Source organism: Umezawaea sp., assembly GCF_036375055.1.
Classification (GTDB): Bacteria; Actinomycetota; Actinomycetes; order Mycobacteriales; family Pseudonocardiaceae; genus Umezawaea.
On the sequence record NZ_DASUSQ010000116.1, the window covers coordinates 1 to 26546 of the forward strand.

At 72.0% G+C, this 26546-nt stretch carries 24 protein-coding genes and 2 pseudogenes; 15 read left to right on the forward strand and 11 right to left on the reverse strand.

All coding sequences use genetic code 11. The features are described 5' to 3' along the window. On the reverse strand, window positions 1-1165 hold a 1165-nt coding region (locus tag VFZ92_RS29700; protein ID WP_330879397.1), incomplete at its 3' end, for a DEDD exonuclease domain-containing protein. An 81-nt stretch (window positions 1166-1246) separates the two neighbouring features. On the opposite strand from VFZ92_RS29700, the gene VFZ92_RS29705 reads away from it, so the two are divergent. The 4 genes from VFZ92_RS29705 (at window position 1247) to VFZ92_RS29720 (ending at window position 6407) form a co-directional block, all read left to right on the forward strand. Further along, window positions 1247-2611 (forward strand): NYN domain-containing protein, encoded by a 1365-nt coding sequence (locus VFZ92_RS29705; protein ID WP_414720051.1) that lies wholly within the window; start codon window positions 1247-1249, stop codon window positions 2609-2611. Window positions 2612-2966: 355 nt separating this feature from the next. Then, window positions 2967-3944 carry a C40 family peptidase gene (locus tag VFZ92_RS29710; protein WP_330879377.1) on the forward strand — a complete coding sequence of 326 codons (978 nt, stop codon included), beginning with the start codon at window positions 2967-2969 and terminating at the stop codon, window positions 3942-3944. 46 nt (window positions 3945-3990) lie between these two features. Further along, the gene (locus VFZ92_RS29715; protein WP_330879378.1) at window positions 3991-5256 is read left to right on the forward strand and encodes a hypothetical protein; all 1266 of its coding nucleotides are present in this window, start codon (window positions 3991-3993) and stop codon (window positions 5254-5256) included. A 14-nt stretch (window positions 5257-5270) separates the two neighbouring features. Continuing rightward, window positions 5271-6407 (forward strand): glycosyltransferase family 4 protein, encoded by a 1137-nt coding sequence (locus tag VFZ92_RS29720; RefSeq protein WP_330879379.1) that lies wholly within the window; start codon window positions 5271-5273, stop codon window positions 6405-6407. A gap of 230 nt (window positions 6408-6637) precedes the next feature. On the opposite strand, the gene VFZ92_RS29725 is transcribed toward VFZ92_RS29720, so the two are convergent. Next, window positions 6638-9697, reverse strand: coding sequence for an AfsR/SARP family transcriptional regulator (locus VFZ92_RS29725; RefSeq protein ID WP_330879380.1), 3060 nt, complete (start codon window positions 9695-9697; stop codon window positions 6638-6640). Between the two features lie 292 nt (window positions 9698-9989). Further along, on the reverse strand, window positions 9990-11801 hold the full coding sequence (locus tag VFZ92_RS29730; protein WP_330879381.1) for a long-chain fatty acid--CoA ligase: 1812 nt from the start codon (window positions 11799-11801) through the stop codon (window positions 9990-9992). Between the two features lie 112 nt (window positions 11802-11913). On the opposite strand from VFZ92_RS29730, the gene VFZ92_RS29735 reads away from it, so the two are divergent. The 6 genes from VFZ92_RS29735 to VFZ92_RS29760 are packed head-to-tail and all read left to right on the forward strand — an operon-like array spanning window position 11914 to window position 16101. Beyond that, complete coding sequence (locus VFZ92_RS29735) at window positions 11914-12294, forward strand: polyketide cyclase / dehydrase and lipid transport (protein WP_330879382.1); 381 nt, start codon at window positions 11914-11916, stop codon at window positions 12292-12294. A 9-nt stretch (window positions 12295-12303) separates the two neighbouring features. Beyond that, window positions 12304-13092 (forward strand): metallophosphoesterase family protein, encoded by a 789-nt coding sequence (locus VFZ92_RS29740; RefSeq protein ID WP_330879383.1) that lies wholly within the window; start codon window positions 12304-12306, stop codon window positions 13090-13092. Window positions 13093-13114: 22 nt separating this feature from the next. Further along, the gene (locus VFZ92_RS29745) at window positions 13115-13549 is read left to right on the forward strand and encodes an SRPBCC family protein (RefSeq protein WP_330879384.1); all 435 of its coding nucleotides are present in this window, start codon (window positions 13115-13117) and stop codon (window positions 13547-13549) included. After that, window positions 13546-14772 carry an ArsA family ATPase gene (locus tag VFZ92_RS29750; protein WP_330879385.1) on the forward strand — a complete coding sequence of 409 codons (1227 nt, stop codon included), beginning with the start codon at window positions 13546-13548 and terminating at the stop codon, window positions 14770-14772. The genes VFZ92_RS29745 and VFZ92_RS29750 overlap by 4 nt, the downstream gene beginning before the upstream one ends. A 4-nt stretch (window positions 14773-14776) precedes the next feature. Continuing rightward, on the forward strand, window positions 14777-15130 hold the full coding sequence (locus VFZ92_RS29755) for a hypothetical protein (RefSeq protein ID WP_330879386.1): 354 nt from the start codon (window positions 14777-14779) through the stop codon (window positions 15128-15130). Beyond that, window positions 15124-16101 (forward strand): ROK family glucokinase, encoded by a 978-nt coding sequence (locus VFZ92_RS29760; protein WP_330879387.1) that lies wholly within the window; start codon window positions 15124-15126, stop codon window positions 16099-16101. The genes VFZ92_RS29755 and VFZ92_RS29760 overlap by 7 nt, the downstream gene beginning before the upstream one ends. A 310-nt stretch (window positions 16102-16411) precedes the next feature. Here VFZ92_RS29760 and VFZ92_RS29765 read toward each other — a convergent pair whose 3' ends face one another. Continuing rightward, window positions 16412-16870, reverse strand: a complete 459-nt coding sequence (locus tag VFZ92_RS29765; protein WP_330879388.1) for a hypothetical protein — start codon at window positions 16868-16870, stop codon at window positions 16412-16414. Window positions 16871-17066: 196 nt separating this feature from the next. On the opposite strand from VFZ92_RS29765, the gene VFZ92_RS29770 reads away from it, so the two are divergent. The 3 genes from VFZ92_RS29770 to VFZ92_RS29780 all read left to right on the forward strand — a co-directional run bounded on the left by VFZ92_RS29770 (window position 17067) and on the right by VFZ92_RS29780 (window position 19526). After that, on the forward strand, window positions 17067-17828 hold the full coding sequence (locus VFZ92_RS29770) for a lysophospholipid acyltransferase family protein (protein WP_330879399.1): 762 nt from the start codon (window positions 17067-17069) through the stop codon (window positions 17826-17828). A 22-nt stretch (window positions 17829-17850) separates the two neighbouring features. Further along, window positions 17851-18363 carry a polyadenylate-specific 3'-exoribonuclease AS gene (locus VFZ92_RS29775; RefSeq protein ID WP_330879389.1) on the forward strand — a complete coding sequence of 171 codons (513 nt, stop codon included), beginning with the start codon at window positions 17851-17853 and terminating at the stop codon, window positions 18361-18363. 137 nt (window positions 18364-18500) lie between these two features. Then, window positions 18501-19526, forward strand: a complete 1026-nt coding sequence (locus tag VFZ92_RS29780) for a 6-phosphofructokinase (RefSeq protein ID WP_330879390.1) — start codon at window positions 18501-18503, stop codon at window positions 19524-19526. 192 nt (window positions 19527-19718) lie between these two features. On the opposite strand, the gene VFZ92_RS29785 is transcribed toward VFZ92_RS29780, so the two are convergent. Beyond that, window positions 19719-20753, reverse strand: coding sequence for a DUF2891 domain-containing protein (locus tag VFZ92_RS29785; RefSeq protein WP_330879400.1), 1035 nt, complete (start codon window positions 20751-20753; stop codon window positions 19719-19721). A gap of 110 nt (window positions 20754-20863) precedes the next feature. Between VFZ92_RS29785 and VFZ92_RS29790 the strand changes: the two genes are divergently transcribed. Continuing rightward, window positions 20864-22252 carry a class II 3-deoxy-7-phosphoheptulonate synthase gene (locus VFZ92_RS29790; RefSeq protein WP_330879391.1) on the forward strand — a complete coding sequence of 463 codons (1389 nt, stop codon included), beginning with the start codon at window positions 20864-20866 and terminating at the stop codon, window positions 22250-22252. Window positions 22253-22310: 58 nt separating this feature from the next. Here the strand turns inward: VFZ92_RS29790 and VFZ92_RS29795 are convergent, their stop codons facing one another. From VFZ92_RS29795 to pknB, 3 genes are all read right to left on the reverse strand, one after another. Beyond that, on the reverse strand, window positions 22311-22712 hold the full coding sequence (locus VFZ92_RS29795; RefSeq protein ID WP_330879392.1) for a type II toxin-antitoxin system VapC family toxin: 402 nt from the start codon (window positions 22710-22712) through the stop codon (window positions 22311-22313). Beyond that, window positions 22709-23026, reverse strand: coding sequence for a type II toxin-antitoxin system prevent-host-death family antitoxin (locus tag VFZ92_RS29800; RefSeq protein WP_330879393.1), 318 nt, complete (start codon window positions 23024-23026; stop codon window positions 22709-22711). Before VFZ92_RS29800 ends, VFZ92_RS29795 begins: the two co-directional genes overlap by 4 nt. A 101-nt stretch (window positions 23027-23127) precedes the next feature. Continuing rightward, on the reverse strand, window positions 23128-25230 hold the full coding sequence (gene pknB, locus VFZ92_RS29805; RefSeq protein WP_414720055.1) for a Stk1 family PASTA domain-containing Ser/Thr kinase: 2103 nt from the start codon (window positions 25228-25230) through the stop codon (window positions 23128-23130). Window positions 25231-25309: 79 nt separating this feature from the next. Between pknB and VFZ92_RS29810 the strand changes: the two genes are divergently transcribed. After that, complete coding sequence (locus VFZ92_RS29810; RefSeq protein WP_330879395.1) at window positions 25310-25675, forward strand: Rv2175c family DNA-binding protein; 366 nt, start codon at window positions 25310-25312, stop codon at window positions 25673-25675. Between the two features lie 134 nt (window positions 25676-25809). On the opposite strand, the pseudogene VFZ92_RS29815 reads toward VFZ92_RS29810, so the two are convergent. The 3 genes and pseudogenes from VFZ92_RS29815 to VFZ92_RS29825 form a co-directional block, all read right to left on the reverse strand. Next, window positions 25810-26079: pseudogene (locus tag VFZ92_RS29815) on the reverse strand (squalene/phytoene synthase family protein); the annotation flags it as partial. Next, the gene (locus VFZ92_RS29820) at window positions 26076-26234 is read right to left on the reverse strand and encodes a hypothetical protein (RefSeq protein ID WP_330879396.1); all 159 of its coding nucleotides are present in this window, start codon (window positions 26232-26234) and stop codon (window positions 26076-26078) included. The gene VFZ92_RS29820 and the pseudogene VFZ92_RS29815, both read right to left, overlap by 4 nt. Continuing rightward, window positions 26231-26546 (reverse strand): annotated as a pseudogene (locus VFZ92_RS29825) (hypothetical protein); the annotation flags it as partial. The gene VFZ92_RS29820 and the pseudogene VFZ92_RS29825, both read right to left, overlap by 4 nt.

The window sequence follows — 26546 nt, forward strand, 5'->3', positions numbered from 1 at the left end:
ACGGAGCCGCGCACCGCCCCAGCTCGTGCAGCGCGCACGGCGTGCCCCGCTGCGCCTTCACCGGGATCCGCTGCGTGCACGCCCGGATCGGCAGCGCTTCCAGCACCGCGTCGGCCGCCGTCTCCGCCGCCCGGCGCGACCGGAACGGCCCCAGCGCCCCCGTGCGGGCCTCCCGCACCATCGACAGCCGCGGGTAGGCCTCCTCGGTCAACGTCAGCCACCACGCGTTCTGGGGGTTCTTCGACCGCCGGTTGTACGCGGGCTTGTGCGCGGCCAGCAGCCGCAGCTCCCGCACCTCCGCCTCCAGCGAGTGCGCGCACGACACCGAGTCGACCCGCACCGCGAGCGCGACCATCTCCCGCAGCCGGGCCCGCCCCTCGCTGGCGGTGAAGTACTGCCGCACCCGCTTGCGCAGGTCCGACGCGGTGCCGACGTACAGCACCTCCTCGTTCGGCCCCCGGAACAGGTACACGCCGGGCTCGTGCGGCAGGTGCGCCGCCAGTTCCCGCTTCCGCCGCTGCTGGGGCGTCACCTCCGGCAGGTAGGCCAGCAGCTCCTCCAGCGACTGCACCCCGAGCGGCCCCACCCGCTCCAGCAGCCGGTGCAGCACCTCCACCGTCGCCCGAGCGTCGTCCAGCGCCCGGTGCGTCGGGGTCGTCTCGGTGCCGAACAGCTGCGCCAGCGCCCCGAGCCTGCAACTCGGCGCCTCCTCGCGGCTGAGCACCCGTCTGGCCAACCGCACCGTGCACACCACGCTCGGCTTCGGCCACCGGTACCCGTGCCGTTCGCAGGCGGCCTTCATGAACCCCACGTCGAACCCGGAGTTGTGCGCCACCAGCACGGCCCCGGCCGCGAACTCCAGGAACGCGGGCAGCACCTCGTCCATCCGCGGAGCGCCGGTCACCATCAGCTGGGTGATGCCCGTCAGGGCCACCACCTGCGGCGGAATGCCCCGACCCGGATCGACCAGGGTCGCGAACTCGCCCAGCACCTCGCCGCCGCGGATCTTCACGGCGCCGATCTCGGTGACCGCGTCGTCGGTGGCGCTGCCCCCGGTGGTCTCCAGGTCGAAGACCACGAACGTCGTGTCGCGAAGAGGGGTGCCCAGTTCGTCGAACGAGAGTTGCGCGTTCACGACGCGGAAGTTAATCGAGGGGTACGACATTTTTGATCGAGGGTCGTCGGGCGGCGTCACCGCGCGCCATCCAACACTGTGCTCGTCACCACTGCGCCGTAGCCTGTACCGGTGCACGACCCGAACCCCGAACCCGACGAGCCCGCGGCCCCTGAGCTGGTGGACGCCGAGCGGGCGCCCTCTGTTGAGTCCACTGTGGACTGGGGTGGGCTGCCGGACGGGCTGCGGTCCCGGCTGGCGGAGCTCGCCGCCGACGCGCTCGGGGACATGGCCAAGGTGGACGTGCCGCAGCAGCTGCGGTCGGTGGCGCGGTTCGCGCCCGCGAAGCGCGCCCGGCTGGGCGGGTCGGCGCTGATCTCCGGGTTGAGGTCGTCGGCCAACTTCCGGACCGCCGTGGTCGAGTGGCTGCGCAAGAACCGGCCCTCGACGTTGGAGCTGACGGCGCCGGACCCGGTGACCGCCGCCTCGGCCGCGGTGCTGCTCGGCGACGACGCGGCGCCGCACTACGTGGAGCTGGTGGCCCGCCGGGCCGGTGACGCGGCGCTGCGGCTGGAGCGGGACGCGGCCGTGCTGCGGGCCGAGCGGATGGACGCCGAGCTGGAGCGGCTGCGCGAGGAGCGCGCCCAGACGGCCGGGTTCGCGGAGAAGATCCGCGAGGAGGCCGAGGTCGAGCTGGAACGCCTGCGCAAGCGGTTGCGCGAGCAGGGCGTGCGGCTCAAGGAGGCGAAGGACCGGGCGGAGACGGCCGCCGCCGAGGTCGAGCAGGCCCGAGCCGAGGCGCGGGTGCAGCTGGTGCGGTTGACCGCCGAGCGCGACCGGGAACGGGAGCGCGCCGAGACCGAGCGGGCCAAGGCGGCGCGGGCGGAGGCGGACGCGGACGTCGCCCGCCAGTCCGCCCGCGAGGCCCGGCAGGCCGACGAGGTCCGGCTCGCGCTGCTCGTGGACACCCTCGACGGCGCGGTCAACGGGCTCCGCCGCGAACTCGCGCTCGGAGGCGCGGGGCCGCGTCCGGCCGACCTCGTGCGCGGGGCGAGCGCGGCGCAGGGCGCGGTGGGCCGGGTCGAGGACCCGGCCGCGCTGGACCGGCTGCTCGCGCTGCCCGCCGTGCACCTGATCGTGGACGGCTACAACGTCACCAAGACCGGCTACCCGGACCTGCCGCTGTCCGACCAGCGCGACCGGCTCGTGCACCAGCTCGCCGTGCTGGCCGCGCGCACCGGGGCCGAGGTCACGCTGGTGTTCGACGGCGCGGGCGTGGTCGCCGTGCCCGCCGCCGCCCCGAGGGGCGTTCGGGTGCTGTTCAGCGACCCCGGCGTGCTCGCGGACGACGTGATCCGGGCGCTGGTGACGGCCGAGCCGGAGGGGCGGCCCGTCGTGGTCGTCACGTCCGACCGCGCGGTCGCGGACTCGGTCCGCAGGCGCGGCGCGCACCCGGTGCCGTCGGCGGTACTGCTGGCCAGACTCGGTCGGGTTTGAGGCTTTTCTCACTTCCGCGTGCGGTGTCCGGGGACCCAAGGTCACGCTTGTGCATTTTTTCTCGATCACCAGGTGGACGCGGGCCGCCACTTTTCGTAACCTGGCCGAGACCTCGTGGCAGGTGGCCGTCCATCCTGGGCGGCGACACGGGATCACCGCCGAATCGGCCCGTCGGGGAGCCGTGCCGGACAAGATCGATCTGCGGGCTGCACGACGGATCGGCGCGCCCCGCGCGCCTCGAGTCCGGTCAGCCCCCGGTAGGCGGTTCATCACGAAGGAGACATGCGCGACTGTGGCGTCGCAACGACTCAAGCGCGGTATGCGCGGGGCGATCGCAGCCACTGCGGTTGCCGCCGTGGCAGCGAGCATCGCCCCCGCGTCAGCGGTGGCCCAGCCGAACAGCCCGGCGAACGCTTCCGAGGCGCTGAAGCAGTACAACGAGCTGTCCGAGCAGGCCTCGAAGCTCAACGAAGAACTCCTGCAGGCCGAGGAGAAGCAGGCCCAGAACCAGGAGGAGCTCGACAAGGCCACGGCCGACGTCACGGCGGCCACCCAGGTCGGTGACCAGGCGAAGGCCGACGAGGAGACGTTCCGCCAGCAGGTCGACAAGTTCACCGAGGCGTCCTTCGAGGGCGCGCGGTTCAACCAGCTCTCGGCACTGCTGGTGAGCGACTCGCAGCAGGACTTCCTCAACCGCATGTCGGCGCTCGGCGTGCTCGCCTCGGACAACTTCGAGGCCCTCGACAAGCTCTCGGGCGCGGTGGCGCAGGCGTCGGACGCGACCAGCAAGGCGATCGAGGCCCAGGCCCGCGCGAAGGCGGCCAACGACGAGGCCATCAAGATCACCGAGGACATCAAGAAGCGCGCGGCCGACCTCGACACCCAGAAGAAGGACGTCAAGGCGGCCCTCAACAAGCTGACCGGGACCGAGAAGAAGACGTTGACCGACTCGGGCGACATGGGCGAGATCGCCGTCCCGTCCGGCGCGGCGGGTGCGGCGGTGGCGTTCGCACTCCTCCAGCGCGGTGACGCCTACGTCTACGGCGGCACCGGTCCGGACGGCTGGGACTGCTCAGGGCTGGTCATGAAGGCCTACCAGAACGCGGGCATCAGCATCCCGCGCACCAGCCAGGGCCAGGGCGCGGCGGGCCGTTCGGTCTCGCGCGCCGAGGTCACGGCGGGCGACATCATCGCCTACAACGGCTTCAGCCACGTCGGGCTGGCCATCAGCAACACCGAGATCGTGCACGCGGCGACCGAGGGGGTGCCGGTCAAGATCACCTCGATCGACGCGCCCGGCTCCATCTCGTCCATCCGGCGCATCGCGGGCTGACACGTCCGAACCGGTGAAGGCCACCACACCGACTACCCTCGGCGTGGTGGCCTTCACCGCATCACGGGTACGGGCGGTGCTCGTCGCGGCCATCGTCGCGACGTTCCTCGCCGGACTCGCGCAGGTCGTCCAGCCGGTCGGTGCGTCGACACCCCCGCCACCGGCCGCCCCCGCCGCGGCCGACGTCCGCGAACCCGCCGTCACGGCCCTGCTCGCCCGTCGCGCCGCCGCGCTGCGCGACCGCGACGAAGCCGCGTTCCTGGCCACCGTCGACCCGGCCGACCCCGTGTTCCTCGGCGAGCAGCGCGACCTGTTCCACAACCTCGCGGGCGTCCCGCTCGCCGAGTGGGGCTACGAGGTCGACGCCACCTCCCCGACCACCCCGACCGCCCGGCCCGCCGCCGACGAGCTGTGGGCGCCCGCCGTCCGGCTGCGGTACCGGCTCAGCGGCGTCGACGCCGAGGCCAGCACCCGCCCCATGGGCTACCTGTTCGCCCGGCACGGCGACCGGTGGCTGCTGGCGTCCGACACGGCCGCGGGGGAGACGTGGCGGGGCCCGTGGGACTTCGGCCCGTGCCACGTGCTGACCTCGCCCGCCGGGCTCGTCCTCAGCCATCCCGGCGGTGAGGCGCTGGCGGCGCGGGTCCTCGCCGAACTCGACAGCGCGGTCGCCGTCGTCACCGAGGTGTGGGGCACGGCGTGGCCGCGGCAGGTCGCCGTGCTGGTGCCCGGTGGGCCCGAGGAGATGAGCGCGCTGGTCGGCCCCTCGTTCGCCGTGGGCTCGATCGCCGGGGTCGCGGTCGCGGAGCAGATCGACCCGGTCGCGCACACGGCGAGGGGCCAGCGGGTCGTGCTGAACCCCGCCAGCGCCACTGCGCTGTCCCCGCTCTCCCTGCGCGTGCTGCTCCGCCACGAGATCACCCACGTCGCCGTGCGCGGCAACACCGCCGACGGCGCTCCCATGTGGCTGCTGGAGGGTTTCGCCGACTACGTCGGGTTCCGCGGCAGCGACGTCCCGGCGGCCAGGGCGGCCCCCGCGCTGGCCGCGCGCGTGCGCACCGACCCGCCCACCGAACTGCCGTCCGACGCCGACTTCCGCGGTCCGGCCATGGACCTCGCCTACCAGGAGGCGTGGTCGGTCAACCGCTACCTCGCGGGCCTGCTCGGCGAGCAGGGGCTGATCGCGCTGTACCGGGCGCTCGCCGCGGAGGAGTCCGATGTGGACGGGGTGCTGCGCGCCGCGATCGGTACCGACCGCGCGGGCCTGACCGAGGGCTGGCGGGAGTTCCTGCGGACCGAGTTCTTCCGGTAGGTACCGTAGAGCGGGTGCGTCGGACCCTCCTGGTGACCAATGACTTCCCGCCCCGCCCCGGCGGGATCCAGTCCTACCTGCACGCCTTCGCGTCCCGGCTGCCCGCCGACGACCTGGTCGTCTACGCGCCGTCGTGGGACTCGCCCACCGGCAGCCACCCCGAGTTCGACGCCGCCCAGCCGTTCCAGGTGGTCCGCCACCCCACCAGCCTCATGCTGCCCACCCCGGACGTCCTGCGCCGCGCCACCGAGGTCGTCCGCGCCGAGGGGTGCGACACCGTCTGGTTCGGAGCCGCCGCCCCGCTGGCCCTCCTCGGCCCGTCGCTGCGCAGGGCGGGCGTGGAGCGCGTCCTCGCGTCCACGCACGGCCACGAGGTCGGCTGGTCCATGCTCCCCGGCGCCCGCCAGGCCCTGCGCCGCATCGGCTCGGACGCGGACGTCGTCACCTACGTCAGCAGGTACACCCGCTCCCGGTTCTCCGCCGCCTTCGGCCGCATGGCACCGCTGGAGCACCTGCCGTCCGGAGTGGACACCGACGTGTACCGACCGGACCCGGCCGCCCGCGCCGAGGTGCGCGCCCGCCACGGCCTCGGCGACCGGCCCGTCGTGGTGTGCGTGTCGCGCCTGGTGCCGCGCAAGGGCCAGGACGTGCTGATCCGCGCCCTGCCCGCGATCCGGGACCGGGTGCCCGGCGCGGCACTGCTCATCGTCGGCGGCGGCCCGTACCGGTCCCGGCTGGAAGCGCTGGCCGCGTCCACCGGCGTCGCCGAGCACGTGGTGCTGACCGGCTCCGTGCCGTGGTCGGAGCTGCCCGCCCACTACAACGCGGGTGACGTGTTCGCGATGCCGTGCCGCACCAGGGGGCGCGGCCTGGACGTCGAGGGCCTGGGGATCGTGTTCCTGGAGGCGTCGGCCACGGGGCTGCCCGTGGTCGCGGGCGACTCGGGCGGCGCACCGGAGACGGTGCTCGACCACGAGACCGGTCGCGTCGTGGACGGGCAGGACGTCGCCGAGGTCGCCGACACCGTCGCCGGCCTGCTCGCCGACCCGGAGCACGCGGCGAAGATGGGCGCGCGGGGCCGCCAGTGGGCCTCGGAGCAGTGGAACTGGGACGACCTTGCCGGGCGGCTGCGCGGACTCGTCGACGGCTGAGGGCGGGCTCGGTCGCGGTCCCGTGCTCAGCCGTCGCACCGGCCCGACCTCGCGGTCGCCCTGGACCCGGCTCGATCCGCGGTCGGAACCGGGCCGGACGGGCTCCTCGGGTCGCGCACCGCGTCGAGGCCGGTCGACGCGGTCGGTGTTCGGGCCACTCCTGGTCGACCTCTTCCACCGGGCCGCCACCGGTTCCACGAGCCGTGCGGCGTCAGCGCAACGGCCCGGCGTCAGCCCGCGAGCCCGGTCTCCCGGCGCAACCGGGCCGCGGTGGTCTCCTGCTCCTCCGCCTCCCCGACGTTCCCCAGCACGCGGTGGATCGCCGCCAACTCGGTGCGCGCCACCGCCTCCGTGATCCGCAGCCCGACCTCCAGCGCGATCCCCAACGCCTTCCCGCACAGCTCCAGGGCCTCCTCCGGCGCGCCCAGCAGCCGCCGCGTGGTGGCCAGCCCGATCAACGCCCGCGCCGCCGCGGGCTGGAACCCGATCCGGTCGGCCTTCGTCAGCGCCTGCTGGAACTGCTCGTCGGCCGTCCGCAGCCGTCCGAGCCGGCGGTTCGCCTCCGCCATGACCACGAGCACGTTGGTCGTGGTCTGCTGGTCGCCGCTCTCCGCCAGCTCGTCCAGCGCCCGCCCGGCCAGCGCCAGCGCCTCCACCGGCTCACCCAGGTCCACCTTGGTCACGGCGGTGCTCTCCAGCACGCGCGCCGTGGCCTCGCGGGAGCCGACCTCCAGGCTCAACGCCAGCGCGGTCTCCAACTGCTCCAGCGCCGCGACGGGCTCGCCGCGCAGCCTCAGCACCACGCCGAGGAAGTTGCGGCACGTGGCCTCGCTGCCCTTGAGCCCCTTCGTGCTGCTGATCTTCACCGACTCGGTCAGGTGCGTGTACGCCTCGGCCAGGTCGCCGGTCTCGATCGCCAGCATGCCCAGGCTGATCAACACGGTGCTGTGCCCCGACTTCACGCCGTTGGGCCCGCGCTTGAGGTCCAGGCACAGCGTGAGCACCCGCCGGGCCTCGGCCAGGTCGCCGGACTCCATGTGCACGAGCCCGAGGTTGTTCAGCGCGCCCGTCTCGGCGGCGGCGTTGCCCAGGGACCGGTGCAGTTCCAGCGCCTGCTGGTAGTGCGACGCGGACGTGGCGAACTCGCCGAGCTTCCAGTGCAGCGTGCCGAGGTTGCCGTGCATCGCGGCCTCGGCGGGCAGGTCGCGCTCCGCGTGGGCGGCGCGCAGGCCGTAGCGGGCGGTGACGAGCCACTCGCTGACGTGCTTGCCGATCCACAGGTAGCCGCGCAGCGCGTCGGCGAGCCGCCACGACATCGACGCCGGGCCCTGCTCGGTGGCCGACCGGATCGCCTCGGTGAGGTTCCCGCGCTCCCCGTCCAGCCACCGCAGCGCCTGCGTCGCGACGGTGATCCTGGGCAGCCGCACGGACGTCGCCTCGCCGCTCGGCAGCCGCAGCAGGTCCGGGTACAGCAGCTCGGCGCACTGGTCGACGGACCGGACGTAGAACTCCAGCAGGCGGACGCGGGCGGCCTCCTGCTCGCTCTCGTCGTCCTGCGCGGCCCGCCGCTTCGCCGCGAACAGCATGAGCTGGTCGTGGAACTGGTAGCGCCCCGGCGACGGCTTCAGCAGCAGGTGGGCGCTGCTGAGCTGGGCGAGGAGCCGGGTCGCCACCGGCACGTCGACGTCGGCCACGTTGGCGGCGGCCTCGGCGGTGAAGTCGTGCCCCGGCACGAGGCTCAGCAGCCGGAACAGGCGCTGCTGCTCCTCGGGCAGCGCGGAGTAGGCGAGGTCGACGGCGGCCAGCGGCTCGTCGGCGGGCAGTTCGGCCAGGTAGCTCGCGACCGTGCCACCGGGGGTGGTGGCCACGTTCGCCGCGGCCACGCGCAGCGCCAGCGGCAGGTGCGCGCAGCGGCGCGCCAGCTCCTCCACGGACGCGCCGTCGGAGCCCGCGCCCAGGATCCCGGTCAGCAGCTCGGCCGACTCGGGCGGCTCCAGCGCCTCCACCGCGAGCCGCCGCGCGCCGTTCATCGCGATCAGGCCGCGCAGGTCGTCGCGGCTGGTGACGATCACCGGGCAGCTGGCCGCGCCGGGCAGCAGCGGGCGCACCTGGTCCGGCGCGGAGGCGTTGTCCAGCACCAGGAGCATCCGCCTGCCGGTCAGCAGCGACCGGAACAGGGTGCTCTGCTCCTCGGCCTCCAGGGGGATCTGCTGCGGGGGCACGCCGAGCGCGCGCAGGAACCGCGCCAGCACGTCCACGGTCGTGGTGGGCGGCCCCAAGCCGTAGCCGCGGAGGTCGACGTACAGCCTGCCGTCGGGGAACCGGTCGCGCAGCAGGTGCGCCACGTGCACGGCGAGCGAGGTCTTCCCGACGCCCGCCGGACCGGACAGCGTCACGATCGGCACGGCGGTGCCGGGGTCCTCCGACGCGATCAGCTCGACCACCCGCCGCGCCAGCTCCTCGCGGCCGACGAAGTCGGCGAGGTCGCCGGGCAGCCTGCCCGGAAGCTGCTCCTCGGGGGGATCGGCCCTCGGCGCGGCCAGCTGCGGGTCGCCGGTCAGGATGGCCTGGTGCACGGCCCGCAGGTCCTCGCCGGGGTCGACGCCGAGCTGCTCGTCCAGCATCCGGCCGACCTGGCGGTAGACCTCCAGCGCCTCGGCCTGGCGGCTGCTGCGGTAGAGCGCGAGCATCAGCTGCGCCCAGAACCGCTCCCGCAGCGGGTGGTCCACGGTCAGCCCGCGCAGCACGGACACGAGCTGCTCGTGGTTGCCCAGCGCCAGCTCCACGTCGACGTGCTGCTCGCGCAGCTCCGTCAGCGCCTCGGTCAGGCGGGGCGCCTCGTGGCGGTGCAGCGCCTCCGACGGCACGTCCGACAGCGCGGGTCCCCGCCACAGCGCGATGGTCTCGACGCAGATCGCCCGCGCGCCCTCCAGGTCGCCCGCCTCGGCCGCCTCGCGCGCCCGTGCCGCGCCCGCGGTGAACCGGTGCACGTCGATCCGGTCGGGAGGAACGGAGAGCTGGTAGCCCGAGGGGGTCGTGGTGATCGAGGACGGCTCGCCCAGCACCTGCCGCAGCCGCATCACGTACGTCTGCAACGTCCCGCGGGTCCGCTCGGGGGGCGCGTCGCCCCACAGCGCCTCGACGAGGTCGGGGATCGGGACGACGCGGTTCGCGTTCAGCAGCAGGCACGCCAGCAGCGCGCGGTGCTTGCCTGCCCGGATCGGGACCACCCGGCCGTCCCGGCGGACCTCCAACGGTCCCAGCAGCCGGAACTCACCAGCCGATCCCATGATCAATCCCCTCGACCCGTTCACCGCCCCCAAGCCTATTCGGGCGCTGACGGCAGGTGTCATTGCGGCGTCAGCGATACGACAGAGCGGTACGGCACTCTAGGGGACGTCCCGGTTGGGGGATCGGGACGCATACTTCATCGGGTCCGCTGAACAGCGGATACGCGATCCACTGGGGGTCGGGTGGCTCACGGTCTCACCATCGTGAGCCACCCGTCTTAAACTTCGGGCCGTCTTGCGGAAGACGGCCCCGCCGGGGGCGGCCACGGCCGGGCCGCCCCCCTCTTCGTCCCTACCTCGTGTAGATCGCCGTGATGTCGTCGGCGTACTTGCCCGCGACGATCGTCCGGCGCAGCTTGAGGCTCGGCGTGATCTCCCCGCTCGCCTCGGTGAAGTCCGCGGGCAGGATCCGGAACTTCTTGATCGCCTCGGCCTTGGACACGGCCAGGTTCGCCTCGTCCACGGCCGTCTGGATCTCCCCGACGAGGGCCGCGTCGTCGACCAGGTCGGCGACGGTCACGTCCTCGCCCTTGTCGTTCTGCTTCTTCCAGGTGGGGAAGAACTCCGGGTCGATCGTGATCAGCGCGCCGATGAACGGCTGCGCGTCGCCGACCACCATGCACTGGCTGATCAGCGGGTGCGCGCGGAGCCGGTCCTCCAGCACGGCGGGGGAGACGTTCTTGCCACCCGCGGTGACGATGATCTCCTTCTTGCGACCGGTGATCTTCAGGAAGCCCTCGTCGTCCAGCTCGCCGATGTCGCCCGAGTGGAACCAGCCGTCCTCCAGCGACTCCTTCGACGCCTCGGCGTTGTTCCAGTAGGCGCGGAACACCACGTCGCCCTTGATCAGGATCTCGCCGTCGTCGGCGATCCGGATCGAGGTGCCGCCGATCGGCAGGCCGACGGTGCCGACGCGGAACGCCTTGCTCGTGTTCACGGCGCACGCGGCGCTGGTCTCGGTGAGGCCGTAGCCCTCGAACACCGGCACGCCGATGCCGCGGAAGAAGTGCGCGAGGCGCTCGCCCAGCGGCGCGCCACCCGACACCGCGGCGATGCAGCGACCGCCGAGCGCGGCCTGGAGCTTCGAGTAGACGAGCTTGGAGAACAGCGCGTGCTTGGCCTTGAGCACCAGGCCGGGGCCGCCCTTGTCGATCGCCTGGCTGTACTCGACGGCGGTCGCCTCGGCCGCGTCGAAGATCTTGCCCTTGCCGCCCGCGTTGGCCTTCTGCTTGGCGCCGTTGTAGACCTTCTCGAACACCCGCGGCACCGCCACGACGAAAGACGGCCGGAACGAGGCCAGGTCCTCCACGAGGTTCTTCACGTCCGAGGTGTGGCCCAGCGTCACCCGCGCGTACACGCCGCACACGGCCAGCGAGCGCGCCAGGATGTGCGCGAGCGGCAGGAACACCAGCAGCGAGTTGCCCGCCATCAGCAGCTCGGGGAACGCGACCAGCGCGCCCCTGACCTCCGCCAGCAGGTTGCGGTGGGTCAGCTCGCAGCCCTTGGGGCGCCCGGTCGTGCCGGACGTGTAGACCAGCGTCGCGGTGTCGTCGGCGCCGAGCTTGCGCCTGCGCTCGCGCACGTCGTCGTCGGACGACTCGGCGCCCAGCGCCGTCAGCTCGTCGATCGCGCCCGCGGCCCCGTCGGAGCCCGGCCCCTCGATCTGCCACACGTGGCGCACCTCGGGCAGCCGGTCCACGACCGAGTCGACGGTCGCGCGGTGCGCCGACGTCTCGATGAAGATCGCCTTGGCGGCGGAGTCGGACAGGATCCACTCCACCTGCTCGGCCGACGAGGTCTCGTAGATGGGCACGACGACACCACCGGCGGACCAGATGGCGAAGTCGAGCAGGGACCACTCGTAGCGGGTCTTCGACAGCAGGCCGATGCGGTCACCGGGCTGCACGCCGGACGCGATCAGCCCCTTGGCCACGGCGAGGACCTGCGCGGCGAAGTCACGAGCGGTGACGTCGACCCAGGTGCCGTCGACGCGGCGGCGGAAGCTGACGGCGTTGCCGAAGCGCTCCGCGTTCGCCCACACCATGTCGGTGAGGTTCTCCTCGGCAGCCACGGGGCTGGTGGCGGGGACGCTGAACTCACGCACGTCAACCTCCGGACGGTTGTTTGTTACCGGTGGGGAAACTTAGCCTGTGATTCCGGCTATACACCAGGCCGGTGGGGTGTTCCGTGACCGTGTCGTGGCACTCTTCCCAGCCGTGGCGAGTGTGGACGTGGTGGACGAGACCTTCCTGGTGGTGCCGCGAGCGGTGGTCGCCGCCGCTTTCGCACCGCCCTCCGCCTGGCGCCGGTTCTGGCCCGATCTCGATCTCCACGTCTATCTGGACCGCGGTGAGCAGGGTCTTCGCTGGACCGTCGGCGGCGCCCTGACCGGCACGATGGAGGTCTGGCTGGAGCAGGTGCTCGACGGCACCCTGCTGCACTACTTCCTGCGCGCCGAGCTGCCGGACGACGTGCCCGCCAAGCGCGTCCGCCGCGAGGTCCGCCGCCGCCAGCTCGCGGCCAAGGAGGTCTCCCTCGGCCTCAAGATGACCTTGGAAGCAGGTCGCGCTCCGGGGTGCCCGCCGCCCGTGTCGTAGGTTTGGGGTGTGCGGGTTCACGTCGTCTCCGATGTCCACGGCAACACCGAAGCGCTGGCCCGCGCGGGGGACGGCGCCGACGCGCTCGTCGTCCTGGGCGACCTGGTCGACTTCGTCGACTACCACGACCACGGCCGGGGCATCCTCGGCCAGGTGTTCGGCGCCGAGAAGGTGGGCGTCTTCGCCGAGCTGCGCCGCGGACCGACGGGCCCGGAGACCGGCCTGTTCCTCCGGTCGCTCTGGGGCAGCCTGGACGACCCGCGCGCCGTCGTGGACGAGGCCGTGCGCACCCAGTACGCCGAGATGTTCGCCGCCATGACGACCCCCACCTACGCCATCCCCGGCAACGTCGACTCGCCCGCGCTGTGGCCGGAGTTCGCGCGGGAGGGCCTGCACATGGTCGACGGGCAGGTGGTCGACATCGGCGGCCTGCGGTTCGGCTTCGCCGGTGGCGCGCTGCTGGGCAAGGGCCACGTCCTGCGCCCGGACGCCCCCTGGATCCCGTACCTGCGCTACGAGGACGACTTCGCCGCCGCGATCGACGGGCTGACCGACGTCGACGTCTTCTGCACCCACATCCCGCCGTCGGTGGCCGAACTCACCTACGACGTGGTCGCCAGGCGCGCGGAGGTGGGCTCGCGGGCGCTGCTGGACGCCATCCGCCGCGAGCGACCGCGGTGGTCCGTCTTCGGCCACGTCCACCAGCCGATGTCGCGCAGGGTCCGGATCGGCCGGACCGAGTGCGTCAACGTCGGCCACTTCCAGCGGCTGGGCAGGCCGTACGCGTTGACTTGGTGAACTACCGGGTAACCTCCTGCGCATGGCCGACGAGTCCACCCAGTCAATCGTGATCGACGCTCCGCCGGAGGCAATCCTGGCGGTCATCGCGGACTTCGAGTCGTACCCGGACTGGGCGAACGGGGTGAAGCGCACCGAGGTGCTCGAATCCCGTGAGGACGGTCGGGCCGCGCAGGTGAAGTTCAACATCGACCAGGGCCCCATCAAGGACGAGTACGTGCTGGCCTACGACTGGGCCGCCGACGGCGTCGGCTGGAACCTGGTCAAGGGCAACATGCAGAAGTCCCAGCAGGGCAGCTACCGCCTGAAGGCCACCGGCGGCGGCACCGAGGTGACCTACACGCTGTCCGTGCAGCTCGTGGTGCCGATGATCGGCCTGTTCCGCCGCAAGGCCGAAAAGATGATCATGGACACCGCGCTGAAGGAGCTCAAGCGGCGCGTGGAAAACGCTGGATGACCCGCGTCCTGCTCTTCACCGGCAAGGGCGGCGTCGGCAAGACGACGCTCGCCGCCGCCACCGCGGCCCAGCTCGCCGCCGACGGGCGCAAGGCGCTCGTCGTCTCGACCGACCCCGCGCACTCCCTCGGTGACGCGCTCGGCGTCCCCCTCGGCGGTCAGCCGTCCGAAGTGGACTCCGGGCTCTACGCCGCGCAGATCGACCCGCGCGGCCTCGTGGACGACGCCTGGCGCGACCTGCGCGGCCACCTGCGCACCATCCTCGCGGGAGCGGGCGTCGACGAGCTGGACGCCGAGGAGCTGACCGTCCTGCCCGGCGTCGAGGAGCTGCTGGCGCTGGCCGAGGTGCACCGCCTGTCCCACGCGGGTCCGTGGGAGACCGTCGTGGTCGACTGCGGCCCGACCGCCGAGACGCTGCGGCTGCTCTCCCTCCCCGAGGCCTTCGCGGGCTACCTCGAACGCCTCTTCCCGACCCACCGGCGCGTCGTGCGCGGCCTGCTCGCGGGCGTCGCGGGCACGGCGACCGTGGAGAAGTGGGACGCCACCGCCGACGCCCTCAGCAGGCTCGCCGAGCACCTCGACGCCCTCCGGGCCATGCTCGCCGACCAGACCACGACGAGCGTCCGCCTCGTCCTCACGCCCGAGCGCGTGGTCGCCGCCGAGACCCGCCGCACGCTCACCGCGCTCGCGCTCCAGGGCATCCGCGTCGACGGCGTCGTGGCCAACCGCCTCGTGCCCGACCCCGGCTCCGACGGGGGAGCGGCGGCGACGTGGCTGCGCACCCGCCGCGGGGAGCAGGACGCCGTGCTGTCCGAGCTGCGCCAGTCCGCCGAGCTGACCGGCATGGGCGACGTGCGGGTCGTCGACCACCGCGCCTCCGAGCCCGTCGGGGTGCGGGCGCTGCTCGACGTGGCCGCCGAGCTGTACCGGGGCGCCGACCCGCTGCGCGGCGTCGAGGCGTCCACCGCCCCGATGCTGGAGGTCAGCGGCGGTGGCCGGGGCACCGAGGCCGAGTACCTGCTGCGCATCGTGCTGCCGCTCGGCGAGGACACCGAACTGGACCTGGCGCGGGTCGGCGACGAACTGGCCGTCACCGTCGACGGCAGGCGCAAGCTGGTGGCGTTGCCGTCGCTGCTGCGCCGGTGCGTCGTGACCGGCGCCGAGATGGACGAGACCGGGCTGGCGGTCAGCTTCCGCCCCGACCCCAACCTGTGGATGCGGTGACCCTGTGGCGGACGACAAGACGGCCAAGCTGGTCGAGGAACTGCGGCTGCTGATCGACGTGGCCGCCGAACGCGCCCAGCCGTGGCTCCAGCGGATCGCCACCGAGGGCGCCGCCGACCACAACCCGCGGACCTGCGGCTGGTGCCCGGTCTGCAACGCGGCGGCCCTGATCAAGGGCGACCGCTCGGAACTGGCCGCGAAGGCCGCCGAGCACGTCTCCGGCCTGCTCACCCTGCTCCGCATGGCGTTGAGCGACCCCGGCGACACCCCCGCCCAGCCCGAGCCCCGCTCGGACGAACCGCGGGTCCAGCACATCCAGGTGGTGCGCCGGAAGCCCGACCAGGGTTCGCGGTGCTGACCGTCGGCGTCGACATCGGCGGCACCAGCGTCCGAGCGGGCGTCGTCAACGCCGACGGTGCTGTGATCGACATCACCCGCGCCCTCACGCCTGCCCAGGAGGGCCCGCTGGAGGACGCCATCACCACGGCCGTCGCCGAGCTGGCGACCAGGCACCACATCTCCGCGGTGGGCCTGGCCGTGGCGGGCTTCGTGGCCACCGACCGCCGCACCGTCCGCTTCGCCCCCCACCTGGCCTGGCGCCAGGCCCCGGTGGCCCAACGCCTGTCCCAGCGCATCGGCCTGCCGGTCGTGCTGGAGCACGACGCCAACGCCGCGGCACTGGCCGAACACCGCTTCGGCGCGGCCAGGGGCGCGGGGGTAGCGGTCATGGTCGCCCTGGGCACGGGCATCGGCGGCGCGCTGCTCATCGACGGCAAGGTCTACCGAGGAGCTCACGGCGTAGCCCCGGAACTGGGCCACCTGCGCCTGGTCCCGGACGGCAGGCCCTGCCCGTGCGGCAAGAACGGCTGCTGGGAGCGCTACTGCAGCGGCACGGCGCTCAGCACCACAGCGGTCGAACTGCTGGCGAAGAACCCCGGCGTCTCCACCGTCCTGGTCAGGGAAGCGCTGAAGGACTCCCGAGCCATCACCGGCAGAAGAGTGGCCGCGGCAGCGAGGGACGGTGACCCACTAGCCCTGCGCGCCATGTCCGACCTGGCAAAATGGCTCGGAGACGGCCTGACCCTGGTAGCCGACGTCTACGACCCGGAAATGGTCGTCATCGGCGGAGGAGTCTCGGAATCAGCGCCGCTGTTCCTGGACGAAGCCCGTGAACGCTACGCCGAAACCATCACCGGCACAGGCCACCGCCCACTGGCCAGGATCCGCACGGCTCAACTAGGGGACGACGCGGGCCTGGTAGGAGCAGCGACCCTGGCCAGGGACCTCGCAGACCACACCAGCCCCAACGGCCACAAGCGCCAGAACTAGAGCCAGCACAACGCAACGGGACCGGCAGGCGACAACACAACGGGACCGGCAGAACCACACGGACCCGCAGGCGAACGACCTGCTGGACCACAACGCAAGGTGACCCGCCGCCCTGAACCGCGGCCGATTCTACTCGGGGGATTCGCCCCTTGAAATTTGTCGGCAAGGGCTTCCCGCCTGCCCTTCTAAGCCCGACAAAGGGGCAAATCGAGGGGCCCCCGAGTCGAATCGTCCACACCACGCTGGGACTAGCGCTACACCAATCGCCGGGACCCGGCGCCAAGACCACACGCCGGGACCAGCGGCCAACCTAGAGAACCGCCCCGTCATCCCACCCGGAATCCGGCGGTGGCCCAGGCTTCACCCGCATCACCAGCCACCCGACCCCACCGCACAGCACCACCAACGCCACCGGCACGCTCACCTGCGTGGACAGCCCGAACAGCTGGGGCACCACCAGCAGCACCACCCCCACCGCGATCACCACCAGAGCGGCGATCGTCCCCGCCCTCAACCGGGGCAGGGGCGGCGGATCCGGCGGCACGAAGTGCGCGTCGTCGTCGTCATCCTCCTCCGGCTCGGGCACCGCGACCCGCGGCTGCCCCTCCGGGCGGATCCCGGCGGCGACCGGTTCGTCAGCGGGTTCGTCGAACGGGGGCGGGTCGGGCCAGTTGGCGCCCATCCCGTCCCGTTCCAGGCTCGCGACGATTTCGGCGAAGGCCGCGTCCACGTCCTCGGGGCCGTCGGTCGAGTCGCGTCGGGAATCCATCGGCGTGCTCCAGCCCTCCCGTGTCCGGGCGTCGTCTTTTCCCTGTCATCGTCCCACGTGCTCCCGGCGTTCCGGGCTACGGCAGCCGGGCGGATGTGCACCCGGATCTTCTGGCGACGCGTGTTCGTTGTGCCTTGTGCCGTCGGCTACGTAGGCTGAGGTCGGATCAAGGTCGGTGAGGGAGGCGCTCCCAGCAGTGCTGTACTGGTTGATGAAGCACATTTTTCTCGGACCCCTGCTGAAGGTGTTCTTCCGCCCCCGGATCATCGAGGGCGCCGAGAACATCCCGAAGGAGGGGGGCGCCATCCTGGCGAGCAACCACCTCGCGGTGTCCGACTCCTTCTTCCTGCCGCTGAAGCTGTCGCGGAGGGTGACGTTCCCGGCCAAGATCGAGTACTTCACGGGGAAGGGCGTCAAGGGCTGGTTGCAGAGGTCGTTCATGTCCGGTGTCGGCCAGGTGCCGATCGACCGGTCGAGCGCGTCGGCGGCCCAGGGCGCGCTGTCCACCGGTGTGCGGATCCTGCGCGAGGGCAAGCTGCTCGGCATCTACCCCGAGGGCACGCGGTCGCCGGACGGCCGCCTGTACAAGGGCAAGGTCGGCGTCGCCTGGATCGCGCTGGAGGCGGGCGTGCCGGTGATCCCGGTCGCGATGTTCGGCACCGACAAGGCGAACCCGATCGGCTCCCGCATGTGGAAGCCGACCCCCATCACGATCAAGATCGGCAAGCCGCTCGACTTCTCCCGCTACGAGGGCCTCTCGGGCGACCGGTTCGTGCTGCGGTCGATCACCGACGAGATCATGTACGCGCTGATGGAGCTGACCGGCCAGGAGTACGTGGACGTCTACGCGGCGAAGGCCAAGGAGGACCAGGCGGCGGCCGAGGCCGGGACCGTCGAGGTGCCGCCGCGGTCCGCCACCGGGGCGGTCGATCGCGTGCCCGAGACGAAGGCGGGCTGAGCGGCCACTTAGGGTGGGCCCGGTGCGTTTCTTCTACGACTGCGAATTCATCGAGGACGGCCAGACCATCGACCTGATCTCGATCGGTGTGGTGACCGAGGAAGGCGATGAGTTCTACGCGGTCTCGACCGAGTTCGACCCCGCCAAGGCGGGTCCCTGGGTGCGCAACAACGTGCTCAACCAGCTCCCGCCGCCCGCCGACCCGACCTGGCGCAGCCGGGAGAAGCTCCGGCGCGACCTGCTGGACTTCCTCGGCGGCCCCAAGGCGGCCCGCGACGAGGTGGAGCTGTGGGCGTGGTTCGCGGCGTACGACCACGTCGCCCTCGCCCAGCTCTGGGGTGCCATGCCCGCGCTGCCGCGCAGCCTGCCGCGCTTCACCCGCGACCTCCGGCAGCGCTGGGACGACGTCGGCAGGCCCAGGCTGCCGCAGCCCCCGGCCGACGCGCACGACGCGCTCGCGGACGCGCGGCACAACCTGGCACGCTGGAAGGTGATCGAACAGGAGCGGAAGAAGCGCGGGTTCCCGGTCGCCTGAGCACAGAAATGTGTCCGCGGTGTTGCTGCACCGATCCAGTCCGTGACACGCTTCGGGCTCCGAGGTAGTGACGCCGGGCACTGGCGCCCTGAGCGGCACTCGACCAAACGGTCTTCGAGAGAGATTGGGCGAAGCAGATGCGCATCGGTGTGCTCACTGGCGGCGGGGACTGCCCTGGCCTGAACGCGGTCATCAGGGCCGTTGTTCGCAAGGGTGTCGAGGTCCACGGCTGGGACATCGTCGGCTTCCGCAACGGGTGGCAGGGGCCGATCGAGGGGCTGACGAAGTCCATCGGCCTCGCGGACGTCGAGGACATCCTGACCAGGGGTGGCACGATCCTCGGCTCGTCGCGGACGAACCCGTACAAGGTCGACGGCGGCGTCGACAAGATCCGCAAGGTGCTCTCCGACGAGGGCGTCGACGCGCTGATCGCGATCGGCGGCGAGGACACCCTCGGCGTCGCGAAGCGCCTCACCGACGACGGCATCGGCGTCGTGGGCGTGCCGAAGACCATCGACAACGACCTCGGCGCGACCGACTACACCTTCGGCTTCGACACCGCGGTGCACATCGCGACCGAGTCGATCGACCGGCTGCGCACCACCGCCGAGTCGCACCACCGCGCGCTCGTCGTCGAGGTCATGGGCCGCCACGCGGGCTGGATCGCGCTGCACTCCGGTCTCGCCGGTGGCGCGAACGTCATCCTCGTCCCCGAGCGCCCCTTCAGCGTCGAGAAGGTCGTCAACTGGGTCGAGCAGCGCTTCGAGAAGCAGTACGCGCCGATCATCGTCGTGGCCGAGGGCGCTGTGCCCGAGGGCGGCGCCGAGGTCCTGCACTCCGGTGAGAAGGACGCGTTCGGCCACGTCCGCCTCGGTGGCGTCGGCACCTGGCTCGCGGAGGAGATCGCCGAGCGCACCGGCAAGGAGTCCCGCGCGGTCGTGCTGGGCCACACCCAGCGCGGCGGCATCCCGACCGCGTACGACCGCGTCCTCGCGACCCGCTTCGGCCTGCACGCGGCCGACGCCGTCGCCGACGGCGACTTCGGCGTGATGGTGGCGCTGCGCGGCACCGAGATCGTCCGCGTCAAGCTGGCCGAGGCGACCGCCGAGCTGAAGACGGTCCCCGCGCACCGCTTGGCCGAGGCCGAGGTCTTCTTCGGTTAAATGGCCGCTGCTCCGCAGACGGCGGCTCGGCCGCCTGTAGTCGGCACGTCGAGCCTCGATCTTCTCGAGCCGGGCAGAGACCTCGTCCCCGCCCGGCTCGAGAAAATGGCGACACGACCTACCGACGCGGCCTCGCGTGGGTAGACCTGTTCTGAGAGAGGGCCCCGAGGTTTCCTCGGGGCCCTCTTCGCGTCAGTACGCTCCCAGGTCCAGGTACGCGGCGAAGGTGCCCAGCCAGTGCTCGGCCGCGTAGCCGTGGCCGAACACGTAGCGCCACCCCGCCTCGCGGTGCGCCTCGGCCGACGTCGCCGCCAACTCGCGGTAGCGGTGGCCTTCGGGCAGCGCCTCGGCGATGGCCTTCCAGTTCCAGGCCCGCGACAGCGCGAGCCCCGACAGGTGCGAGCCGTACGGATCGGCCGGGTCGTCCACGGGTACGGGTTCCCGCAGCACCTTCCACCGCGCCTCGTCCAGGTTCGGCAGGAACGCCGAGAACCAGGCCGCGAACTCGTCGGTGCCCAGCACCCGCCGCATCAGGTCCGACTCGACCAGCGCGGGGGACAGGAAGTCCGCCGCGTCCGGCTCGAACCCGCCGTAGCCGGAGTCCTCGCGGTGCCACCGCAGCGCCGCCTCGGCGCACGCGTCGGCCAGCTCGTCGTCGCCGACGGCCCGCGCCGCGTCCAGCACCAGGCCCGTCGCGAACGCCGTGTTGCCGTGCGTGCCGGTCCGCATGGGCAGCCGCGCCGTGCTCACCCACGCCAGGAACCGGTCGCGCAGCACGGTCGCCAGCGGGGCCAGCGCGGCCGACCAGCGCAGGGCGTCGTCCGAACCCCACGTGCGCAGCTCCGCGTCCAGCACCAGCAGCCAGCCCCAGCCGTACGGGCGCTCCCAGTGCTTGCCGCGCGGCCCGCGGAAGAACTCGGCCTCCACCTCGCACTTCTCCGGCGTGAGCAGGGAGTCCAGCACCGCGACGGCGTCGGCCGCCCCGTCCAGCGCGGGCCGCAGCCGCAGCAGCCGCACCGCGAGCCACGTCTGGTGCACGCACGAGTGCCAGTCGTACGACCCGGCGAACACCGGGTGCAGGACGCGGTGCGGCACCAGCTCCTCGTCGGAGGTGATCACCATCGTCCAGTGCACGGGGTGGTCCCGTTGGACGTTGGCCACAGCGGTCTCCAGCAGCCGTGCGGCCGTAGAATCATCCAATCGGGTGGAATTCATGGTGTTCATCATGCAGGCGATCCGGCGTCTCGTGCACAGGCCTTCCGTCGGCTTCGTCACCGCGGAGTCACTGCGGAAACCCCCAGCGCGTCTCTCAGTGTGGAACACATACCCTGTTCACTGTGAACTGGACCGTGGACGTGCCCGTGGACACGCTTCCCGAGCTACCGCCGCTGCCGCCTGAGATGCGTTCTCAGCTGGACGCCGCTCTGGCTCGCCCGGCTGCCCAGCAGCCGGAGTGGCCGGATCCGGAGCAGGTGCGGAAGGTGCGCACAGTGCTCGAGAGCGTTCCACCGATCACCGTGCCCGCCGAGATCGACCGGCTGCGCGGCAACCTGGCCGAGGTCGCTCGCGGCGAAGCCTTCCTCCTCCAGGGGGGCGACTGCGCGGAAACCTTCGCCGACAACACCGAGCCGCACATCCGCGGCAACATCCGGACGCTGCTCCAGATGGCCGTCGTCCTCACCTACGGCGCCAGCGTGCCCGTGGTGAAGGTCGGCCGCATCGCGGGCCAGTACGCCAAGCCGCGCTCGTCCGGCATCGACGCGCTCGGCCTCCCGTCCTACCGCGGCGACATCGTCAACTCGCTCGTGGCGACCCCGGAAGCCCGCGTGCCGGACCCGTCGCGCCTGGTCAGGGCGTACGCGAACGCCAGCGCCGCGATGAACCTGCTGCGCGCGATGACCAGCGCGGGCATGGCCGACCTGCACCGCCTGCACGACTGGAACAAGGACTTCGTCCGCACCAGCCCCGCGGGTGAGCGCTACGAGGCCCTGGCCGCCGAGATCGACCGCGGCCTCCGCTTCATGTCGGCGTGCGGCGTGAACGACATGTCGCTGCACACCACCGAGATCTTCGCCTCGCACGAGGCGCTGCTGCTCGACTACGAGCGCGCCCTGCTGCGGCTCGACACGACGAACGACGAGCCCAGGCTGTACGACCTGTCGTCGCACTTCCTGTGGATCGGCGACCGCACCAGGCAGCTGGACGGCGCCCACATCGCGTTCGCGGAGATGCTGTCCAACCCCATCGGCCTCAAGATCGGCCCCTCCACCACCCCGGAGATGGCCGTCGAGTACGTCGAGCGCCTCGACCCGCGCCGCGAAGCGGGCAGGCTCACCCTCATCTCGCGCATGGGCAACAACAAGGTCCGCGACCTGCTGCCCGCCATCGTCGAGAAGGTCACCGCCTCCGGCCACCAGGTCATCTGGCAGTGCGACCCGATGCACGGCAACACGCACGAGTCGTCCACGGGCTACAAGACGAGGCACTTCGACCGGATCGTCGACGAGGTCCAGGGCTTCTTCGAGGTCCACCGCGGCCTCGGCACCCACCCCGGCGGCATCCACATCGAACTGACCGGTGAGGACGTCACGGAGTGCCTGGGCGGCGCCCAGGAGATCTCCGACGCCGACCTGGCAGGCCGCTACGAAACCGCCTGCGACCCGCGCCTGAACACCCAGCAGTCGCTGGAACTGGCGTTCCTGGTCGCGGAGATGCTCCGCTCGTAGTTCCCAGGACAACGCGAAGCGGCCCCGACACCACTGGTGTCGGGGCCGCTTCCTCGTGTTAGACGATCGTTCCGGGTGTCACGACGGGCAGGCCCTCGATGAAAGCGGCTTGGGCGAGGCGCTTGTCGTAGGTGATGAACTGCGTCAGCGTCGAGCCGAGCATCGCCGCCGTGGCGAGGTGCAGGGCGTCCAGGGTGCGCAGGTGCTCACCCGGCAGCGCCGCGGCGTGGCGGATGCTCCCCTTGAGGGGCAGTCGGGCAATCCTCTCCAGGAGGACCGCGGCGTGATCGCGGGCCGGTTGGCCCTCGCCGTTGCGGGTGAGCGCCCGGCCGACTTCGACATGTGCCAATTCGCTGCTGAGCAGCACCGCCGTGCTTCGCAGCACGTGGGTTCGCAGCGCCTCGCTGCATTCCTCGGTTCGGACGAGCTTCACCAGCGCGCAGGAATCCAGGTAGATCATCGGGTTTCTTCCTCGCGCATTTCGATCAGGACCTCGGACAGTGACCTCCGGTGCGGGTGGGCGGGCAGCGGTGGATTCGCGAGGATCCACCGCCTCAGCTCCGCTTGCTCTTCCCGCCAGTCCGAATGCAGGATCCCGGCCTTGATCAGGCCTTGTGTCATTACGTCGGTCATGCTTTGAGGGGTGATGACGGCGATCGTCACCCCGGAGTCCACCACTTCGACCGTCTCACCCGCGGCGACCCGGTCCAGCACTTCCGCTGGATCGCCCAGCAGTTCGGCCGCGGTCACCCGCGTGATTTCCACAACGTCCACGATTGCACGCTAGCAGTCGTTCGGCAAGAAATAGCGATTCCAACCCCATTGTGCGAATTGTTCGGGGGAATTGACCATTGGTCAATTCCCCCGAACAACCGTCACAGCGCGGTGAGCGTAATCCGAGAACCCTTCTCGACCTTCGTCCCGGACGGCACCGACTGGTTCAGCACGGTCGCGTTCCCGTTCCGGCTGAACTGGAGGTCCACCTTCAGCCCGAGGTCTTCGAGCTGCTTCTTCGCGTCCTTCAGCCGCTTGCCCTCGACCTGCGGCACGGTCACCTGCTCGGGCGCCGACGACAGCACCACGGTCACCCGCTTGTTGCCGCCCGCGGGAACGGTGGTGTTGGCCGGGGGATCGGTGCGCACGACGCGACCGCCCTCGACGTTGCCGTTCTTCTCCGGTGGCCCCTCGACGGGTTCGAAACCCTGCGAGGTGAGTTCGGCGAAGGCCTCGTCCTTGGTCTTGCCCGCCACGTTCGGCACGGGCTTGGGCTGGGAGCCCTTGCTCAGCACGATGATCACCGTGGAGCCGACCTTGACCTCGGTCCCCGGAGCGGGCTTCAGCGTCAGGACCTTGCCCTTGGCCACGGAGTCGCTGAACGCGTCGTCCTCGGGGTTCAGCGCGGACTTCAGGCCGCCCTGCTCGATGTCCTTCTGCACCGCGGCCGGGTCGGCGCCCGTCTGCACGGTCGGCACCACGGGCTTGCCGAGCGACACGAACACCTTCACGGCGTCGCCGCGCAGCTTCTCGGTGCCCTCGGGCGGCTCGGTCCGGAGCACCTTGCCCCTGGGCACCGTGTCGCTGGCCTCCAGCGAGATCGTGGACTTCAGCGACGCGCCCTGGAGGAGCACGACGGCGCTCTCCTCCTCGTTGCCGATCACGCCGGGCACGGAGGTGAACCGGCCGCTGCCCATCCACCAGGCGGTGACGCCCACGAGGATCGCCAGGACGACGACGAGGCTGACCCAGAGGGCGAAGCGGCGCTTGGTGCGCTTGCGCTCCTCCTCGTACAGCTCGGCGGCCGTCTTCTTCGGCGGCCTCTTGCGCGCCGCGGGCTTCGGCGGGGCGGCGGGAGGGGGCGGCGGGGCCTGCTGGAAGGAGGTCCGGTTGAGCGCCATGGTCCCCTGCGGCCCCTGAGAGCCGCCCTGAGGCCCACCCGCGGGCCCACCGGGCAACCGCGGTGCCCGGGTGATGACGGTGGCCGCAGAAGCGGCGGCAGCGGCCAGCACGGGCATCGTCAGCTCGGCGTGCTGCGAACCCTGCTCCGGCGTCTGCACCGGGCGGACCCGCACGGTCGCGTCGTGCTGCCCCGGAGCGGGCGCCGGGACGGGCGTCGTCGACACGCCGAGCACGAGCCGCACCTGCTCGACCTCGGCCAGGAACGCCGCCGCGTCGGCGGGGCGCAGAGCGGGGTCGCGGCGGGTGGCGCGCACGACCAGCCGGTCGAGTTCCGCCGGGATGCCGGGGACGAGCGTGCTGGGGGCGGGGACGTCCTCGTTGACGTGCCGGTAGGCGACCGAGATCGCCGTGTCCCCGAGGTACGGCGTCACCCCGGTCAGCATCTCGTAGAGCACGATCCCGGCCGCGTACACGTCGCTGCGGGAGTCCGAAGCGCCGGTGGCCACCTGCTCGGGCGAGAGGTAGGCGACCGTGCCGAGGATCGTGCTGTCGCTGGTGGTGCCCGCCTCGGCGACCGCCCTGACCAGCCCGAAGTCCGCGACCTTGACCGTTCCGTCGTGGCCGATGAGCACGTTCTCCGGTTTCACGTCCCGGTGGACCAGTCCGGCCTGGTGCGCGGCGGCCAGCGCCGACAGCACGGGCTCCAGCACGCTCAGCGCGAGCGGGGTGCTCAGGGTGCCGCGCTCGGTGATGAGGTCGCGCAGGGTGCCGCCCTCGATGAGTTCCATGATGAGGAATACGTGCTCACCGTCGGGTCCGCCTCGATCGACTCCCTGGTCGTGCACGGCGACGACGCCGGGGTGCCGCAGCCGGGCCGCCGTGCGGGCCTCCTGCTCGAAGCGGGCGACGAAGGCGCGGTCCCCGGAGAACTGTGGGTCCATGACCTTGATGGCCACGGCGCGGTCCAGGCGCGTGTCCACGCCGCGGTAGACGGTCGACATGCCGCCGCGGGCGAGCACGCGGTCCACCCGGTAGCGGTGTTCCAGCAATCCGCCTATCACGTTCGTACCAGACCTCTCCACAACTACCGATCGTACGGAGAACGAGGATGACCCGGTTGGCGCAGGGCGTTCAAAGAGAGGTTATGGCATCGTGACCCCCGTGAGTGCGATTCCCGCCGCTGCGGATGTCCTGGCCCCCGACCTGGAGGTCCTCGACCTCCCGACGGTCGCCGACCGCCTTGGCCTACCCATCACCCGTGTCCACCAGCTGCTCCGCGACGGGCAGCTGCTCGCCGAGCGTCGCGACGGCGTGCTCGTGGTCCCCGCCGACTTCATCGCGGCGGCAGGCGTCGTGAAGGGGTTGTTCGGCACGGTCACCGTGCTGCGCGACTCCGGCTACTCGACCGACGAGATCCTGCGCTGGCTCTTCACCGAGGACGAGACGCTGCCCGGCACGCCCATCGAGGCGCTGCGCGGCGACCGTGGCCGTGAGGTGAAGCGCAGGGCCCAGGCCCTGGCCTTCTGATCCGTTCCCGGCTGGACGGCCCGCGCCACCGCGGCGCGGGCCAGACCCGGTAGCGCCGCGGCCGTCCTCCGCGTTCCCGGCACGACCACCCGTCGGGAGAACACCCGGTAGTCGGCTGCCGCGATGCCGTCCAGGACGTTCCGGTAGAGGGTCAGCGCCGTCTCGACGCACGGCCGGGAGACCGGCCGCGGCTCCGCCACGCCCTCCTCCGCCTCGCGGTGGACGGCGTAGGTGTGGGAGGCGAGGTGCGCGAGCGCGCGCCGCACCCCCGGTTCGGACCGACCGGTCCGTCTGCGCCGGGCGAGCAGGGCCCGGTCGACGCCGTAGGCGTCCAGCACGTCCAGCGGCAGGTAGAGCCGTCCCCGGTCGAGGTCCTCGCCGACGTCCCGGAGGAAGTTCGTCAGTTGGCGTGCACCGCCGGGCGTCGCTCGGGCGTGAGCAGGCGCGTGGCCAGGTAGAACGTCTTCCCGTGGCGCGCGTTCAACGCCGTGCGGCGGGCGTAGGCCGAGCGCACCGCCGGATCGGTGATCCCCGCGGCGTCGAGTTCCCGGTCGCTCACGGGCGTGGCCCGTACCTGCTCGACAGCTCCAGGGGGTCCGGCCGTCCCAGCGAGACGGTGGCGAGCGCGGAGACGGCCACGACGAGCGCCAGGTAGAACCACGAGTAGAGGGCGGTGTCGCCGTTGGGGAAGGTGACCAGCAGCAGCACGCAGGAGAAGAACACGGCGGCGCGCAGGCCGGTCAGGGTCCAGGTGAGTCCGGCGGCCAGTACGAGGGGCCAGCTGAAGTACCAGGGCAGGGTGGCGGGGGAGAGCAGGGCGACGGCGAGCATGGTCAGGGCGGCGTGGTGGATGGCGTGGGGTCCGCCGTCC